14 protein-coding genes are annotated in these 17,101 nt (G+C 66.1%); 9 read left to right on the plus strand and 5 right to left on the minus strand.

Translation table 11 applies throughout. The features are described 5' to 3' along the window. Positions 1 to 166 precede the first annotated feature (166 nt). Complete coding sequence (locus EI171_RS37415) at positions 167 to 943, minus strand: SDR family NAD(P)-dependent oxidoreductase (RefSeq protein ID WP_161536258.1); 777 nt, start codon at positions 941 to 943, stop codon at positions 167 to 169. Positions 944 to 1,018: 75 nt separating this feature from the next. On the opposite strand from EI171_RS37415, the gene EI171_RS37420 reads away from it, so the two are divergent. Beyond that, the gene (locus tag EI171_RS37420) at positions 1,019 to 1,480 is read left to right on the plus strand and encodes a MarR family winged helix-turn-helix transcriptional regulator (RefSeq protein WP_161536259.1); all 462 of its coding nucleotides are present in this window, start codon (positions 1,019 to 1,021) and stop codon (positions 1,478 to 1,480) included. 168 nt (positions 1,481 to 1,648) lie between these two features. Here EI171_RS37420 and EI171_RS37425 read toward each other — a convergent pair whose 3' ends face one another. Together EI171_RS37425 and EI171_RS37430 are read right to left on the minus strand one after the other, a co-directional pair. After that, a complete protein-coding gene (locus EI171_RS37425; RefSeq protein ID WP_011089986.1) occupies positions 1,649 to 2,443 on the minus strand; it encodes an SDR family oxidoreductase in 795 nt (264 codons plus the stop codon). A gap of 84 nt (positions 2,444 to 2,527) precedes the next feature. After that, complete coding sequence (locus tag EI171_RS37430) at positions 2,528 to 3,223, minus strand: hemolysin III family protein (RefSeq protein WP_011089987.1); 696 nt, start codon at positions 3,221 to 3,223, stop codon at positions 2,528 to 2,530. Between the two features lie 179 nt (positions 3,224 to 3,402). Between EI171_RS37430 and EI171_RS37435 the strand changes: the two genes are divergently transcribed. Further along, the gene (locus tag EI171_RS37435) at positions 3,403 to 4,872 is read left to right on the plus strand and encodes a YcjX family protein (protein ID WP_161536260.1); all 1,470 of its coding nucleotides are present in this window, start codon (positions 3,403 to 3,405) and stop codon (positions 4,870 to 4,872) included. Next, entirely contained in the window at positions 4,869 to 5,900 is a 1,032-nt protein-coding gene (locus EI171_RS37440; RefSeq protein ID WP_028172938.1) for a YcjF family protein, read from the plus strand. Before EI171_RS37435 ends, EI171_RS37440 begins: the two co-directional genes overlap by 4 nt. Before the next feature lie 114 nt (positions 5,901 to 6,014). On the opposite strand, the gene EI171_RS37445 is transcribed toward EI171_RS37440, so the two are convergent. Further along, positions 6,015 to 7,580: a glycosyltransferase family 39 protein gene (locus EI171_RS37445; RefSeq protein ID WP_246740650.1), complete on the minus strand. Its 1,566-nt coding sequence runs from the start codon at positions 7,578 to 7,580 to the stop codon at positions 6,015 to 6,017. Positions 7,581 to 8,054: 474 nt separating this feature from the next. On the opposite strand from EI171_RS37445, the gene EI171_RS37450 reads away from it, so the two are divergent. From EI171_RS37450 to EI171_RS37465, 4 genes are all read left to right on the plus strand, one after another. Further along, positions 8,055 to 9,785 (plus strand): adenylate/guanylate cyclase domain-containing protein, encoded by a 1,731-nt coding sequence (locus EI171_RS37450; protein WP_161536261.1) that lies wholly within the window; start codon positions 8,055 to 8,057, stop codon positions 9,783 to 9,785. Positions 9,786 to 10,111: 326 nt separating this feature from the next. Beyond that, entirely contained in the window at positions 10,112 to 11,311 is a 1,200-nt protein-coding gene (locus EI171_RS37455; RefSeq protein WP_161536262.1) for a molybdopterin-dependent oxidoreductase, read from the plus strand. A gap of 12 nt (positions 11,312 to 11,323) precedes the next feature. Further along, the gene (locus EI171_RS37460; RefSeq protein WP_028172935.1) at positions 11,324 to 11,632 is read left to right on the plus strand and encodes a sulfite:cytochrome C oxidoreductase subunit B; all 309 of its coding nucleotides are present in this window, start codon (positions 11,324 to 11,326) and stop codon (positions 11,630 to 11,632) included. Positions 11,633 to 11,829: 197 nt separating this feature from the next. Next, positions 11,830 to 12,030 (plus strand): cold-shock protein, encoded by a 201-nt coding sequence (locus EI171_RS37465; protein ID WP_008563500.1) that lies wholly within the window; start codon positions 11,830 to 11,832, stop codon positions 12,028 to 12,030. 172 nt (positions 12,031 to 12,202) lie between these two features. Here EI171_RS37465 and EI171_RS37470 read toward each other — a convergent pair whose 3' ends face one another. Beyond that, positions 12,203 to 12,664 carry an Lrp/AsnC ligand binding domain-containing protein gene (locus EI171_RS37470; protein WP_122401136.1) on the minus strand — a complete coding sequence of 154 codons (462 nt, stop codon included), beginning with the start codon at positions 12,662 to 12,664 and terminating at the stop codon, positions 12,203 to 12,205. 114 nt (positions 12,665 to 12,778) lie between these two features. On the opposite strand from EI171_RS37470, the gene putA reads away from it, so the two are divergent. Next, positions 12,779 to 15,778, plus strand: coding sequence for a bifunctional proline dehydrogenase/L-glutamate gamma-semialdehyde dehydrogenase PutA (gene putA, locus EI171_RS37475; RefSeq protein ID WP_161536263.1), 3,000 nt, complete (start codon positions 12,779 to 12,781; stop codon positions 15,776 to 15,778). A gap of 112 nt (positions 15,779 to 15,890) precedes the next feature. Beyond that, positions 15,891 to 17,096 carry a CaiB/BaiF CoA-transferase family protein gene (locus EI171_RS37480; RefSeq protein WP_038965460.1) on the plus strand — a complete coding sequence of 402 codons (1,206 nt, stop codon included), beginning with the start codon at positions 15,891 to 15,893 and terminating at the stop codon, positions 17,094 to 17,096. Positions 17,097 to 17,101 lie beyond the last annotated feature (5 nt).

Genomic DNA, 17,101 nt, shown 5'->3' on the forward strand with positions numbered 1-17,101 from the left:
CTGTATCTCCTCATCGTCGTCCCGGCGAAGGCCGGGACCCATAACCCCAGGGAGTAGTTGTGGTGCGAAGGTGCCCACTACCAGTCTTCGTCAAACTCCTCCCTGTGGGTATGGGTCCCGGCCTTCGCCGGGACGACACCAAATTTGTCGCGTCACCACCGCAAGGCTACGACGCCAGAAATCCCCCGTCCGCGGCCAGCACGTGCCCGACCACGTAGGACGCGGCGTCGGACGATAGCCACACCACCGCTTCCGCCACCTCCTCCGGGCTCCCCATCCGCCGCAACGGCAGGCCTGCGGCTACCGTCGCGACGTCGCCGACGCCGGCACGCAGCATCATGTCGGTGACGACGCGGCCGGGGGCAATGGCGTTGATGCGGATGCCGCGCGGGGCGTTCTCCATGGCGGCTGAGCGCGTCAGCGAGATCGCCGCGGCTTTCGAGGCCGAATAGAGCGAGAAGCCGGGATTGGGATTGCGCACACCACTGACGGAGGCATTGACGACGATGCTGCCGCGACCTTGCGCCAGCATCGCCGGCAATTGATGGCGCAGGCACAGGAACAGCGCGCGGACATTGGTGTCGAACACGCTGTCGTAGATCTCCGTGCCCTGCTCTTCCAGCGGCGCGCGGCGCTCCTGGAAGCCGGCATTGTTGAAGGCAACATCGAGCCGGCCGCAACGCTCGACGGCGGTTCCGACGAGGCGCGCGACGTCGTCCTCGCGCGTGATGTCGGTCTTGAGCGCGATCGCGGCCGCGCCGACCTCGCGGCACGCCGCAGCGGTCGCCTCGATCTCGGCTTCGCGCCGGCCCGCAATGATGAGCGCTTCCGCGCCTTCGGACGCCATCCGTAGCGCGGTGGCGCGGCCGATGCCGCTGCCGCCGCCCGTCACCAGACAGACCTTGCCCCTCATCCGCTGACCAGCCGGCAAAGTTCCGCTCATGGGCCACTCCAAAAGGCTTGCGGGCGCCGCTGCACGCATATAGTTGTATGATACAACTATATGCCGGGAGTCAAGATGGCCGGGCTTTCTCTGATCGACGACATCCGCGCCGCCTCGCGCCTGATGGTGCGCGAGCTCGGCTTCATGGATGCGACGGTGGCGGCGTCGGACTATCCGCCCTCAGCCGTGCATACCATTCTGGAGATCGGCATCCGCGGGCCGATGACCTCGGGCGAGCTCGGCGATTTCCTGCGGCTGGAAAAATCCAGCGTCAGCCGCCTGGTGCGCAAGCTGATCGATTGCGGGGAACTGAAGGAGACGCCTGACGGGCTAGACGCACGCAGCAAGCTGCTGTCGCTGACGGCCAGGGGCCGGCGCACGCTGGAGGCGCTGCATGAATTCGGACGGCAGCAGGTGCGCGGCGCACTGGCGGCATTGACGGAGGCCGAGCAGCGCACGGTGCGCGAGGGCATGATGCTCTATGCCCGGGCGTTGCGGCAGAGCCGGGCGGAGGATGGGGCGGAGTCGGCGGCGTAGCCCGAGCCTCGCCATCGTCGTCCTGGCGAAAGCCAGGACCCATTACCCCAGGGAGTAATTTGGCGAAGACTCGTCGTTCGGTACGACGACCTCCCACAATAGATAGATCACGCGGTATGGGTCCTGGCTTTCGCCAGGACGACACCGAGATGGCGGCACCAGCCTTCCCTATTTCCCGAACTCTTCCCGCATCTTCGCCTGGATCTTCGCCATGCCGCCGATCCAGCGGTCGTAGTTCTCGGTCTTCTTGCGCATGTAGCCGAGCACCTGGGGGTGCGGCAGGATCAGGAAGGTTTCCTGCGCCAGGCCCGCGAGCACGTCACTTGCGACCTGCTCGGGCGTGAGATCGCCGTCGCCGGATTGCGGGCCCTTCGGGATCGAGCGCAGCATGTTGGTGTCGACGCCCTGCGGGCAGAGGATCGAGACCTTGATGTTGTCGGCCTTGTGCGAGATCGCGAGGTTCTCGGCAAAGCCGACCGCGGCGTGCTTGGTGGTGGAATAGGCGGGGCTGCCGACCTGCGACAGCAGGCCCGCGGCCGAGATGGTGTTGAGGAAATAGCCGCCGCCCCGCGCCTTCATCCGCGGGACCAGATGCCGGGCCGCGTAGACATGGGCCATGACGTGGATCGCCCAGCTCCGCTGCCACGGCTCGTCGGAGGCGCCGCCGGCATTGACCGACATCGGATCGAAACCGCCGCCGATGCCGGCATTGGAGCAGAACAATTCGATCGGGCCGAACTGCCGCTCGGTCTCCTCGATGACGTGGGCGATCTCTTTTTCCTGCGCGACATCGCATCTGAAGGCTGCACCATCAACCATGGCAGCGACGGCCCTGGCGTTGGCGGCGTCCATGTCCGCGACGACGACCTTGGCTGCGCCCGCCTTGTGAAACGCCTCGCACAGCGCCTTGCCGATGCCATTTGCGCCGCCCGTGACGACCACGACCTTGCCGGTCACCTGCATGCGACGTCTCCTCTTTTCTTATAGCGCTTCGCTTGTCTTATACGCTCTTATACCGCTTGGCTTATTCCGCGTCGCGGGTCCTGCTCAGCTCAACACGAGGTCGAGCACCGCGGTATAATGGCACGCCGCACCGGCCAAGACAAAGCCGTGCCAGATCGCATTCTGGAAGCGCAGCCGCCGCCAAGCATGGAAGATCACGCCGAAGCTGTAGAGCAGCCCGCCCGCAAGTATGAAGCCCAGCACCAGCGCAGGCAGCGCCTTGACCACGGCGTCGTAGAGCATCACGCCGCTCCAGCCCATCGCGAGGTAGATGCCGACCGCGACGCGGTCGAACCGGCCGGGATAGCGCAGCTTCAGCACGATACCGACGATCGCCACGCACCAGACGCAGACGAGCAGCGCCAGCGCGAAGACGCTGGCTTTCAGCTCCAGGATGAACGGCGTGTAGGTCGCGGCGATCAGGAGATAGATCGCCGAATGGTCGAAGCGCCGCAGCAGCCATTTGACCGGCGAGACCGGCCAGAGATTATAGGTCGCCGACAGCACCAGCATCGAGAGCAGGCCGGCGACATAGATCGAGACCCCGACGATGTCGGTGGCGTCGGCATAAAGCACCGCAAGCACCACCAGAACGGTCGCGGCGACGGTACCGGAGAACACACCAACCGCATGGATGATCCCGTCGGCGATCAGCTCGGCCCGGTCGTAGTTCCAGCCGATCGCGTCGGCTGCAGCATGGACGGAGGTGGATGCAAACTGTTTCAATTGGAAGACGGTCATGGCAATCCGCAAGGCAAGACAATGCCCTTGTTGTATGGGTCTTTCGGGATCGGCGCGTCGTTCAAACGGCTGATTTACCGACAAAGGCGGTGGAAGTATGAAGCTTGATTTTCCTCATGCAATTGCCACCTTTGTGAACAGCTTCACTTTTCCGCCCGCCGAGATCCCCTAACGTTCACATGGCATTCAGTTTCCAGGATATGGTCGAAGAGGCGCGCCTGTCGGCCCGGGCGCTGATCGACTATGGCGAGCACTTCTTCAATCCGACGGTGCGGCTCGGGGTCACCGGCCTGTCGCGGGCCGGCAAGACGGTGTTCATCACCGCGCTGATCCATGGGCTGACGCGCGGCGGCCGGTTTCCGGTATTCGAAGCCTATGCCTCGGGCCGGATCGCGCGGGCGCACCTCGCGCCGCAGCCGGACGATGCCGTGCCGCGCTTTGCCTATGAGACCCATCTGCGCGCGCTGGTCGAGGAACGGCACTGGCCGAATTCGACCGTCGACATCAGCGAGCTTCGGCTCGTCGTCGACTACCAGCGCCACAACGGCGCCGATCGCACCCTGACGCTCGATATCGTCGACTATCCCGGCGAGTGGCTGCTCGACCTGCCGCTGCTGCAAAAGAGCTACGAGCAATGGTCGGCGGAGAGTCTTGCGCTCTCGCGCGAGGCGCCACGCGCTCATCTTGCCGCCGGCTGGCACGCGCATCTTGCCACGCTCAAGCCTGACGCGCGCGAGGACGAGCAGGCGACACTGACAGCCGCAAAGCTCTTCACCGATTATTTGCGCGCGTGCCGCGAAGAACGCTTTGCCATGAGCCTGCTGCCGCCCGGCCGCTTCCTGATGCCCGGCAATCTCGCAGGCTCCCCGGCGCTGACCTTCGCGCCGCTCGACGTGCCCGTCGGCGGCCAGGCGCCGGACGGCTCGCTGTGGGCGATGATGGTGCGCCGCTTCGAAGCCTACAAAGACGTCGTGGTGCGTCCTTTCTTCCGCGATCACTTTGCGCGCCTCGATCGCCAGATCGTGCTGGCCGATGCGCTCGCCGCGTTCAACTCCGGACCCGAGGCGCTGCACGATCTCGAAGCCGCGCTCGCCGGCATTCTCGACTGCTTCAACATCGGCCGCAGCACCTTCCTCACCAGCCTGTTTCGGCCGCGCATCGACCGCATCCTGTTCGCGGCGACCAAGGCGGACCACCTGCATCATTCCAGCCACGACCGTCTCGAGGCCGTGCTCCGCCGCGCCGTGACGCAGGCGGTGGCGCGCGCGGAAAATACCGGCGCGCAGATCGACGTGGTGGCGCTCGCCGCGGTGCGCGCCACGCGCGAGGCGCAGGTCGCCCACGGCCGCGACAAATTGCCGTCGATCCTGGGAACACCGGCGGCGGGCGAAAGCGCCGGCGGCGAGTTCTTCGACGGCAACACGGAGGTTGCGACCTTTCCCGGCGACCTGCCCCTGGATCCCGAGCCGCTGTTCAACGGCACGGATGCCTTCCGCGGCCTCTCGACCGAGGCCGCCGAGAAGAGCGACTTCCGCTTCCTGCGCTTCCGCCCGCCAAAGCTCGCGCGCGAGGGTGACGGCGAGCCGGCGCTGCCACACATCCGCCTCGACCGTGCCTTGCAGTTCCTGATCGGAGACAAGCTCTCATGAACGAGCGATCCCCGCCGCGGCGGCCGGCGACGTTCCGGCTCGACGATCCCGGCGTCGTCGTCACCGAAGCCGACGAGACGGCGCGGCTCGGCCGCGGCACCATCCAGATCACGCCGGAGCACGATCCAGCGACATTGCCGGTGCCGATTGAAGCCGTGCTGCCCGCACGACGCGGCCTCCCCTGGGGCGCGCTGTTCTGGTCCGGCCTTGCCGGGCTGACGCTGCTCGGCGTCGGGCTCGGCGTGGTTCATCTGATCGAGGATTTGTTTGCGCGCAGCGAAAGCCTCGGCTTCGTCGGGCTCGCCTTCGCATTCGTCACCGCGCTTGCGCTCGCGGTGGTGATCGGGCGCGAGGCGTATGGACTGGCGCGCCTCGCGACGATCGAGAAACTGCATCAGCGCGCAGCCGCAGTCCTTGCCAGCGACGACCGCAAGGAGAGCCGCGTCATCGTGCAGGACCTCCTGAAGATCGCGCACCAGAATCCGCAGCTCGCACGCGCCCGCGCCACGCTGGAGAGCCACACCGGCGAGATCATCGACGGCGCCGACATGATCCGCCTCGCCGAGCGTGAATTGATGTCGCCGCTGGATGCGGAGGCGCGACGGCTGGTGTCGTCAGCGGCGCAAAAGGTCTCGATCGTCACGGCCGTTTCGCCCCGCGCGGCGATCGACGTGATGTTCGTGTTCGTCGCCGCGCTGCGTCTGATCCGCCAGCTTGCGTACCTGTATGGCGGACGGCCCGGCGCGCTCGGCATGATCCGCCTGCTCCGCCACGTCATCGCCCATCTCGCCATCACCGGCGGCATGGCCGCGAGCGACAGCCTGGTGCAGCAGATGCTGGGCCACGGGATTGCAGCGAAGCTGTCGCAGCGGCTGGGCGAAGGCGTGCTCAACGGATTGCTGACGGCGCGGCTCGGATTGGCCGCGATCGAGGTGACACGCCCGCTGCCCTTCGCGGCGCTGCCGCCGCCGAAGCTGTCGGATCTCGCGACGGATCTGCTGCGGAAGAAAGAGGGCGAGGAGGAGTAGCTTCTTCGCCTCTCCCCGCTTGCGGGGAGAGGCCGGAGCGCATCGCCAGATGCGATCCGGGTGAGGGGGACTCTCCGCGAGTCCAACTGTCACCTCCTCCGCGGAGACTCCCCCTCACCCCAACCCTCTCAGCGCGAGCGAAGCTCGTCGCGCATCGGCCTTCGCCAAGGCTTCGGCGGACAAGAGCGGGGAGAGGGAGAGGAAAGCCAGCACCCGCCACTGGAACAGCGGCGAATCCTTCGGCGGGGACAGCTCCGGGGTCCAGCCGGTGAGCTTTTCAAGCACGTAGGTATCGGTCAGAACACCGCGCCAGCGGCGTTCGACCCGACCGAGCTGCTCGCGCTTGGCGGGAATGTCCTCCCACAGCGATAAACGATTGTCGGGCTCGCGCCCGACATAGATGCCGGCGCGGCCCTTGATCCGATCGATGCCGGGATCGCGGAAATCCTGGAAGCGGCCGCGCTCGTTGATCTCGATGACAGGCACGCGGCCCCTGAACAGCCAGCGCATCATGGCATAGGTGCGGTAGTCCGTGGTCGCGATCCAGGTCGCGCCGGTCTCGTCCAGCGCAGCCTGCGCGCGCGCTGCAACCTGCTCGTAGCCGGCTTCGGCGCCGATCGGATCGATCTTGCCGAGGAAATTCCAGGGCGCGGCGACGTAGTAGAGGAACACGATGACGACGAAGGCGATGCCCGAGACGATCGCCGTATTCGCCCAGAACAGGCTCGACCGGATCATCCGCGCCGACCATTTTTCACGCGGCAGCATGGCGAGGTTCACCGCCGCAGCCGCGGAGCCGACCGGCCACATGAACATCGGCCAGGTGTCGCCGACCCGGAGCGTCAGCGATTTCGCGAGGAAATAGAGGAACGGCACCAGCACCGCGGTGGACAGCAGGATCGCGACCGGCTCGCGCGTGCGATAGCCGCGCCATGCCGTGATGACGAGGCCCGACAGTACCACCGGGAACATGACGAAGCCGACGAGACCGAATTGCAGGCCGATGTAGTCACCGACGGTGCGGAGCGAGATGCCGTAATTGGCGGTGGCGCGCACGCCCTGGAACCGGAACGAGGCCCAGTCATGCTGCGCATTCCAGATCAGCACCGGCGAGAACACGGCGATCGCAACCAGCACGGCCAGATAAGGGTAAGGACTGCGCAGCCAGCGCCAGCGCCAATCCGGCACGAGAAGAAAAGCGGCCACCGCCGGCGCGAACATGATCACGGTGAATTTCGACAGCATCGCCAGCCCGGCGAACAGGCCGGCCGCCAGCCACCAGCGTCCATCATCGCTCTGCGCCAGCCGCACCAGCGACCACATCATCGCCACCGCGAACGGGATCATCGCGACGTCGGGGGCGACCTTGGCCATCAAGAGGCCGTAGTAGAGCGCAGCCTCCGGCATCAGCACCGCCAACACGACCGCACGCGCATCATGGGTGAGGCGGCGGACGATGTCGGCGAGCAGGAGTTGCGTCACCAACATCGCGACGATGCCGCCGAAACGAACGCCGAGCGCAGTGTCACCGAAGATCGCGGTGCCGAAACGGATGAGCCAGGCGATGCCCGGGGGATGATCGAGGAAGCTGAGCGCCGCCTCCTTCGACCAGGTCCAGTAGTAGGCCTCGTCGGTGCGCAGCTCGATCGCGGAGGCGTAGACGATGCGCAGCAGCGTCATCGCGGCGATGACGAGCACGGCAGCAAGGATGAGACGGCGTTCGGCGCCGTCTGGCTTCGCGGAGATGTCGGGAGCGATCGTCACGGCCGCGCTTTTCCCCGACTTGGGAGGGGGAGTCAATGTGGGGGATATTGCCGCCATCTGCTGTCGTCCCGGACCAACGAGCGAAGCGAGTGCAGATCCGGGACCCATACCCACAGGGAGGGGTTTGGCGAAGACTCGGAGTTACCAGCCTGCCCGCAACTACTCCCTGTGGTATCGCGACGAGCGCAAGCGCTCGCGCGGGGGACCCGGATCGGCGCGCGCCTGTGGGCGCGCTTGTCCGGGACGACAGCGGAGGCTGACCGCGGCAGCGCGCCTTTGCCCACCCTACGGTTTCGTAACCTTGCCGCGCATGTGATCCCGAAAACTGTCCACCGCTGGAATTAAACGCTAGGCTGGCTGTTCTCCTTCATGAACTGATACAACCGAATCATGGCCACCGCTCCTGTCCACATGCCCGAACTCGTCCGCGCGACCAGCGTGCGGCAGGTGCGGCTTGTCTGCGGCGTCATCCTGTTCTCCTATGTGATCAGCCATTTCCTCAACCATGCGCTCGGCAACGTCTCGGTCGATGCCATGGAGGTCGGGGTCTACTACCACACCGCATTCTGGCAGTTCCTGCCGGTCGCGATCGTGTTCTACGCCGCCGCGCTCACCCATATGGGGCTCGGCATCTATGCGCTGTATCAGCGGCGGCAGTTCCGCTGGCGAACGATCGAGCCGCTCCAGCTCGTGCTGGGCTTGAGCATCCCCGCCCTGGTCATGGCGCACGTGATCGGTGTGCGGCTCGGCCAGACGCTGTACGGACACCAAAAACTCTATCCGCAGGAACTCTACCTGTTCTTCGTCGCGTCGAACCGCATCTGGACCATGACGATCCTGCTGATCATCGCCTGGATCCACGGCTGCATCGGCATTTATTTCTGGCTCCGCCTCAAGCCATTCTTCACGCGCGCCGCGCCCTATCTGCTCGCGGCCGCAGTGCTGATCCCGACGCTGGCGCTGCTCGGCGTCTATCAGGGCGGCCGCAGCGTAGCGATCGAAGCCGACGACGGGGAATGGCGCACGCACAATCTCACCCGCCGCCAGGTCGGCACGGTCGCGGAAGCCGACACGCTCGACCGCATCACCGGCGGCCTCACCATCGGCTATGTCGGCCTGCTCGGACTGGCGCTGGCCGCGCGCGGCGTGCGCGCCTTGCGCGAGCGGCGCGGCGGCATGATCGCGCTGTCCTACGGCAACGGCAAGACGGTGCGGGTCCCCAAGGGCCTCTCCGTGCTGGAAGCGAGCCTGCGCCACAATGTGCCGCATGCCAGCGTCTGCGGCGGCCGCGCCCGCTGCTCGACCTGCCGCATCCGCATCATCGGCGATCATGGCGCCCTGCCCGAGCCGTCACAGCGCGAGGCCTTCGTGCTCACCCGTGTCGGTGCCACCGACCCTTCGATCCGCCTCGCCTGCCAGCTGCGGCCGACGTCGGATCTCTCCTTCTTCCAGCTCTTTACGGCCCATACGCTCTCAGCGAGCGGGCAGGCCTCGACGCCCGCCAGGATCGGCCAGGAGCGCTATCTCGTCAGCCTGTTCGTGGACATGCGCGGCTCGACGCAGCTGGCCGAAAAGCGGCTGCCGTTCGACACCGTCTTCATCGTCAACCGCTTCCTCGGCGCGGTCTCGCAGGCCGTGGTCGAGAGCGGCGGCCAGCCGAACCAGTTCGTCGGCGACGGCATGCTGGCGCTGTTCGGGCTGTCGGCCGATCCGCAACAAGCCTGCCGGCAGGCGCTGAAGGCCGCCGCTAGCATCGCCACGCATATCGACGAGCTCAACGAGCTCCTGAGCCACGATCTGCGCCAGCCGATCCGCTTCGGCATCGGTATTCACGGCGGCGAGGTCATCATCGGCGACATCGGCTATCGCGATCACATCGTGTTCACGGCGCTGGGCGATGCCGTCAACGTCGCCGCCCGCCTCCAGGACATGACCAAGACGCTGGCCTGCGAGGCCATCGTCTCGGAGGAGGTCCGCCGCACCGCGGGCCTCGCCGACGACGCGCTGCCGCAGCAGGAGGTCGCGATCCGCGGCCGCGACGAGCCGATGGCCGTGCGCGTGGTTGCGGACGCCAGGGAGCTGGCGATGCTGGTCGATCGCGGCGCGCGGGTGGCGGCGTAAGACAACAACGAGCGCGGTGCGCTCCCTCTCCCGCTTGCGGGAGAGGGTTGGGGAGAGGGTGTCTCCGCAACGGGACAGTCCCCTAGAGGAAAGAGCCCTCACCCGCGCCTTCGGCGCGACCTCTCCCGCAAGCGGGAGAGGTGGAGCGCACCACCGTCGCGGCGACAGCTCGACTCTCATTACGAACGCAACACCGGCTTGCTGCAACGCAGCGGCATGGGCCTGCTGCGAAAGCACGAATTGACTTCATCGGCATCGTTGCGACAGATGAATGCAGGATCGCGGTGATGACCGCGAGCCACCGAAAAGCTCCGGGAGGGGACCAGATGTTCGATCGACGCGACCTGCTCAAGGGAGCGGGGCTTGCCGCCATGGCGGCCACACTGAATTCAACCAAAGCGCTGGCGCTGGACACCGCCACCCTGCCCTTCGCCAACGGCGAACGGCCGCTGGTGAAATATCCGCAGAAGCGGCCGATGATCGGCCTGACCAGCCGGCCGCCGCAACTCGAGACCCCGTTCGCGGTGTTCAACGACGGCCCGATCACGCCGAACAACGCGTTCTTCGTGCGCTATCACCTCTCCGACCTGCCCTACAATCTCGACCCCGACAAGTTCACGCTCGAGATCAAGGGCAAGGTCGACAAGCCGCTCAAGCTGTCGCTCAAGGACATCCGCAAAATGAAGGCGACCGAAATCGTCGCCGTCAACCAGTGCTCCGGCAACAGCCGCGGCTTCTTCGAGCCGCGTGTCGCCGGCGGCCAGCTCGCCAACGGCGCGATGGGGAATGCACGCTGGCGCGGCGTGCCGCTGAAGACCGTGCTCGATATGGCGGGCGTGCAGGCCGGCGCCAAGCAGGTCACGTTCAACGGCATGGACGGCCCGGCCAGCGACAAGACGCCTGACTTCGTCAAGGCGCTCGACATCGACCACGCCAGCGACGGCGAGGTGATGCTGGCCTACGGCATGAACGGCGAGGACCTGCCGTTCCTCAACGGCTTCCCGCTGCGCCTGATCGTGCCCGGCTATTACGGCACCTACTGGGTCAAGCACCTCAACGAGATCACCGTCATCGACAATGTCTATGACGGCTTCTGGATGAAGTCGGCCTATCGCATTCCTGATACCCCGAACAATGCAATCGAGCCGGGCACCACGCCGAAGGCGACGATCCCGATCAACCGTTTCACCATCCGCTCCTTCATCACCAGCGTGCCTGACGGCGCCAAGCTGAAGGCGGGAGCTACGACGCTGCGCGGCATCGCCTTCGACGGCGGCAAGGGCATCAAGGACGTCGCGGTCTCCACCGACGGCGGCAAGACCTGGACGAGCGCGAAGCTCGGCAAGGATCTCGGCAAATACTCGTTCCGCGAATGGAAGCTGCCGGTGAAGCTCGCGGCCGGTTCTTACGAGCTAAAGGTCCGCGCCACCGGCAATGGCGGCGAGACCCAGCCGGACACGCCGCGCTGGAACCCGGCGGGTTATTTGCGCAACGTCGTCGAAACCGTCCGCGTGACGGTGGCCTGAAGGAGAATGATCATGCAGCGCACCGTTCTCCTCGCCATCTCGCTCGCTCTCGCCGCCGGCATCACTGCCGCGACTGCGGCGCCCGTCAATTACCAGCTGCCGGACGAGGTCGCCGCCTTCAAGCCCGGCCCCAATCTCGAGGTCGTGCAAGGCAATTGCAGCGCCTGCCACTCGGCCGACTACATCAACACGCAGCCGCCGATGAAGGACAAGAAGGGCTTCTGGCAGGCCGAGGTGACCAAGATGATCAAGGTCTATGGCGCACCGATCGACGATGCCGATGTCGGCAAGATCGTCGATTACCTGGCCGCGACGTATTGACGGAGCGCGGGCCGATTGACCGCGAAACGGGCAAAACCGGCAAAAACGCCGCGAAGTTGAGCGGAATTCGGCAAAAGGCTGATGTGGTTTGAGCTACCAAGCCTGCCACAATCCGCGTATCCTGTTAGGACCGAACCGGCCGGTTGGCGGGGACTGGCGGTTCGAGATCTTGGAGGAAGACCCGCGGAGAAGTCGTGATGGCTAAAGGTACGGTCAAGTGGTTCAACCCGACGAAGGGTTATGGATTTATCCAGCCTGCGTCGGGCGGCAAGGATGTGTTCGTGCATATCTCGGCAGTGCAGAAAGCCGGTCTGTCGACCCTCAACGAGGGACAGACGGTTGAATACGAAGAGATCGCAAACCGGGGCAAGACCTCCGCAGAAAACCTCAAAGTATAAGCCCGCCAGCGTTTCGCTGCCTCCCGGATCAAATCCGGGAGCGAGGCCAAGAAAATTTAGAAGACGGCCAGTGCATTCGACGACGGGCGTTGCGACTGCACACGGATAGCTATTTTTCCCGCGAAGACCGCTCATTCAACGCCACGGCAATGACAATCGCGACGGCACTTCCCTAGCCCACCGGCAACGGTGCGTCGCGCTTGATCTCCTCCATCACCGCGTAGGTCCGCGTCTCGCGCACGCCCGGCATCGACAGCAGGGTCTCGCCGAGGAAACGCCGATACGCCGTCATGTCCGCAAGCCGCGCCTTCACAAGATAGTCGAATCCGCCGGCGACCATGTGACACTCCAGGACTTCAGGCGCGAGTTTCACCGCGCGCGCAAAGCGCTCGAAATTGTCCGGCGTGGTCTTGTCGAGCAGCACCTCGACGAACACCAGAAGCCCGAGGCCGAGCCGGTGCGGATTGAGTCGCGCGCCGTAGCCTTCGACAAAACCCTCGCGCTGCAAGCGCTTCAGCCGCTCGCCGATCGATGTCGGCGACAAGCCGATGCGTTCGGCGAGCTCGACATTGGCGATTCGCCCATCCTCCTGCAAAATCGAGAGGATTCTCCGGTCTATTCGATCAAGTTCCATATTTTATCTGGCTAAAACGGTATCTACCTTCATTTTCTAAGGCAAATCGACTAACTTGTCTATCGAACTCCGGTAACGCGGGCCTTATCCTGGATTTGAGCCACAGGACACGCCATGCCGAACATCCCGCCTCCCTTCACCGCCCGCTGCGCGCCCGATGATGCCGAGATCGCCGCGCGCCTGTTGCCGGCGTCGCATCTCAGCCCGCCGCAGGAGGCGCGGATCGACCGCACCGCGACACGGCTGATCGAGGCGATCCGCAAGCGCGACGACCGGCTTGGCGGGGTCGAGGACATGCTGCGGGAGTTCGCGCTCTCGACCAAGGAAGGCCTCGCACTGATGGTGCTGGCGGAGGCGCTGTTGCGCGTGCCGGACGCGCGCACCGCCGACCAGTTCATCGAGGACAAGCTCGGCGAGGGCGACTTCATCCATCACGAGACCAAGTCCACCGCCTTCCTGGTCAACGCCTCGGCCTGGGCGCTCGGCCTGTCGGCGCGGGTGATCCAGCCCGGCGAGACGCCCGACGGCACCATCGGCCGGCTGGTGAAGCGGCTCGGCGCGCCGGCGGTGCGCACCGCCACGCGCCAGGCGATGCGGCTGATGGGCAATCATTTCGTGCTGGGTGAGACCATCGAGCAGGCGCTGGAGCGGGGTAAGCCGCGCTCTGGCCAGAAGACGCGCTACTCCTTCGACATGCTCGGCGAAGGCGCGCGCACCGCGGCGGACGCCAGGCGTTATTTCGACGCCTATGCCAGCGCGATCGAGACGATCGGCAAGGCGGCCGGCAACCATGCCCTGCCCGACCGGCCCGGCATCTCCGTCAAGCTCTCGGCGCTGCATCCGCGCTTCGAGGCGATCAGCCGCGCGCGCGTGATGGTCGAGCTGGTGCCGCAGCTGCTCGATCTGGCGCAGCGCGCCAAGGCGCATGATCTCAACTTCACCGTCGATGCCGAAGAAGCGGACCGGCTGGAATTGTCGCTCGACGTGATCGCGGCAACGCTGGCCGATCCCTCGCTCAAGGGCTGGGACGGTTTTGGGCTCGCGATCCAGGCCTATCAGAAGCGCGCCAGCGCAGTGATCGACTATGTCGACGCGCTCGCCCGCGCCCATGACCGCAAGCTGATGGTGCGGCTGGTCAAGGGCGCCTATTGGGACACCGAGATCAAGCGCGCGCAGGAGCGCGGGCTCGACGGCTATCCCGTGTTCACGCGCAAGGCGATGACGGATCTGAACTACGTCGCCTGCGCCTCGAAGCTGCTGGCCCTGCGGCCACGCATCTTCCCGCAATTCGCCACCCACAACGCGCTGACGGTCGCGACCGTGCTGGAGATGGCCGAGGGCAGCAGCGGCTTCGAATTCCAGCGCCTGCACGGCATGGGCGAGGCGCTCTACGAGCAGCTCGCCAAGGATCACGCAGACATCCCCTACCGCACCTACGCCCCGGTCGGCAGCCATCGCGACCTGCTCGCCTATCTGGTGCGGCGACTGCTGGAGAACGGTGCCAACTCCTCCTTCGTGGCGCAGGCGGCCGATTACCGCGTCCCGGTCCCGGCGCTGTTGCAGCGTCCGGCGGATGCGATCGTCCGGCCGCAGGCGGCGGCCCATCCCAGGATTCCGCTCCCCTGCGATCTGTTCGCGCCGGAGCGGCGCAATTCGCGCGGCGTCGAATTCGGCGCGCGCACCGCGCTCGACCAACTGCTGACCGACGTCAAGGCCGAGACAGGCGACCTCAAGCCGATCGCCGATGCAACGCCGGACCAGGCCCACGCAGCGGTGGCCGCAGCGCGCGCGGGTTTCGCCGGCTGGAGCCGGACGCCCGCGGGCATACGCGCGGCGGCGCTGGAGCAGGCCGCGCACCTGTTGGAGAGCCGTAGCGCCCATTTCATCGCGCTATTGCAGCGCGAGGGCGGCAAGACGCTCGACGATGCGCTCTCGGAGCTGCGCGAGGCCGCCGACTTCTGCCGCTACTATGCCGCGCAGGGCCGCAAGCTGTTCGGCAGCGAGACGGCGATGCCAGGCCCGACCGGCGAGAGCAACGCGCTCACCATGCGCGGCCGCGGCGTCTTCGTGGCGATCTCGCCGTGGAATTTCCCGCTGGCGATCTTCCTCGGCCAGGTCACGGCGGCGCTGATGGCCGGCAACAGCGTTGTCGCAAAACCCGCCGAGCAGACGCCGCGCATCGCGCGCGAGGCCGTAGCCCTGCTGCACGAGGCCGGCATCCCCAAGAGCGCGCTGTATCTCGTCACCGGCGACGGCCGCATCGGCGCGGCGCTGACCGCGCATCCCGACATCGCCGGCGTCGTCTTCACCGGCTCGACCGAGGTCGCCCGCAGCATCAACCGGGCGCTCGCGGCCAAGGATGGGCCGATCGTGCCCCTGATCGCGGAGACCGGCGGCATCAACGCCATGATCGCCGATGCCACCGCGCTGCCGGAGCAGGTTGCCGACGACGTTGTCACCTCCGCGTTCCGTTCCGCCGGCCAGCGCTGCTCGGCACTGCGGCTGCTGTTCGTGCAGGAGGACGTCGCCGACCGCATGATCGAGATGGTCGCGGGTGCCGCGCGGGAACTGAAGATCGGCGACCCCAGCGATGTCGCAACCCATGTCGGGCCGGTGATCGACGTTGAGGCCAAGCAGCGCCTCGATGCGCATATCGCGCGGATGAAGACGGAGGCGCGGCTGCACTTTGCCGGTCCCGCGCCGGAGGGCTGCTTCGTCGCGCCGCACATCTTCGAGCTCACGGAGGCCGGCCAGCTCACCGAGGAAGTGTTCGGCCCAATCCTGCATGTCGTGCGCTATCGGCCCGAGAACCTCGAACGCGTGTTGCGGGCGATCGAGCGCACCGGCTACGGGCTCACGCTCGGCGTCCACTCCCGCATCGACGACAGCATCGAGGCGATCATCGACCGCGTCCAGGTCGGCAACATCTACGTCAACCGCAACATGATCGGCGCCGTGGTCGGCGTGCAGCCGTTCGGCGGCAACGGCCTGTCCGGAACCGGCCCGAAGGCCGGCGGCCCGCACTACCTCGCGCGCTTTGCCACCGAGCAGACCGTAACCATCAACACGGCTGCGGCCGGCGGCAATGCTGCGTTGCTGGCTGGGGAGGAGTGAGTCCCGGAAGGAGCGTTGCATCCCGCCGAAACATCGGTCTAATGCAGCCTTGATCCGACCCGCGCCAATTCCAGCGCGCGGGAAACAACAAGAGCGAGGGAGCAACGCCGCGATGGACAAGGGCATTTTTGCGGGGCTGAAGGTTCTGGACTGCGCGAGCTTCATCGCAGCGCCCGCGGCCGCGACCGTGCTGTCGGATTTCGGTGCCGACGTCATCAAGATCGAGCCGCCCGGCGCCGGCGACCCCTACCGCAATCTGCCCAACCTGCCGGGCTACCCGACCGGCGAGCACAATTTCGCCTGGCTGCTGGAGGCCCGCAACAAGAAGAGCCTCGCGCTCGATCTCTCCAAGCCGGAGGCGCAGGCGGTGCTCTACAAGCTGGTCGAAGAGACCGACGTCTTCATCACCAACATGCCGCCGCCGGTGCGCACCAAGCTCGGCATCACCTATGACCACCTCGCCCATCTCAACGATCGGCTGATCTACGCCTCCTTCACCGGCTATGGCGAGAAGGGCGAGGAAGCCAACAAGCCCGGCTTCGACAGCAACGCCTATTGGGCGCGTTCCGGCCTGATGGACCTCGTCCGCGCCGATACCGATACGACGCCGGCCCGCTCCGTCGCCGGCATGGGCGACCACCCCTGCGCCATGGCGTTGTACGGCGCGATCGTCACCGCGCTCTATCAGCGCGAGAAGACCGGCAAGGGCTCGCATGTCGCTTCCAACCTGATGGCGAACGGGGTGTGGGCGGCGAGCGTGCTGGCGCAGGCAAAACTCTGCGGCGCCAAGTTCGGTGAACGGCGCCCGCGCGAGCGCGCGCTGAATGCGGTCGCCAACCACTATCAATGCAAGGATGGCCGCTGGCTGATCCTGTCGCTGCTGAGCGAGGAGAAGCAGTTTCCGACGCTGGCCAAGTGCCTTGGCCGCGAAGACCTGATCACCGATCCACGTTTTGCCACCAAGCCCGACCGCCACGCCCGCTCGGTCGAGCTGATCAAGATTTTCGACGAGACTTTCGCCACCAAGGACCTTGCCGAATGGCGCAAGATCCTCGACGGCAACGGCCTCGTGTTCGGCATCGTCGGCATTCTGGACGACATCCCGAACGACAAGCAGATGCTCGACAACGAGGTGCTGGTGCCGTTCGAGAACGACACCATGCTCACCATCTCCAGCCCGATCTGGGTCGACGGCACCAAGAAGGTGCAGCCGCGCAAGCCGCCCGGCGTCGGCGAGCACAGTGACGAGATTTTGCGCGGAGCGGGATACGACGAGGCAGCGATCAAGCAGCTGCGGTCAAACGGGGCGGTGGGCTAGGACGC

The sequence above is a fragment of the Bradyrhizobium sp. LCT2 genome, from assembly GCF_009931255.1.
In the GTDB taxonomy this organism is placed as follows: domain Bacteria; phylum Pseudomonadota; class Alphaproteobacteria; order Rhizobiales; family Xanthobacteraceae; genus Bradyrhizobium; species Bradyrhizobium diazoefficiens.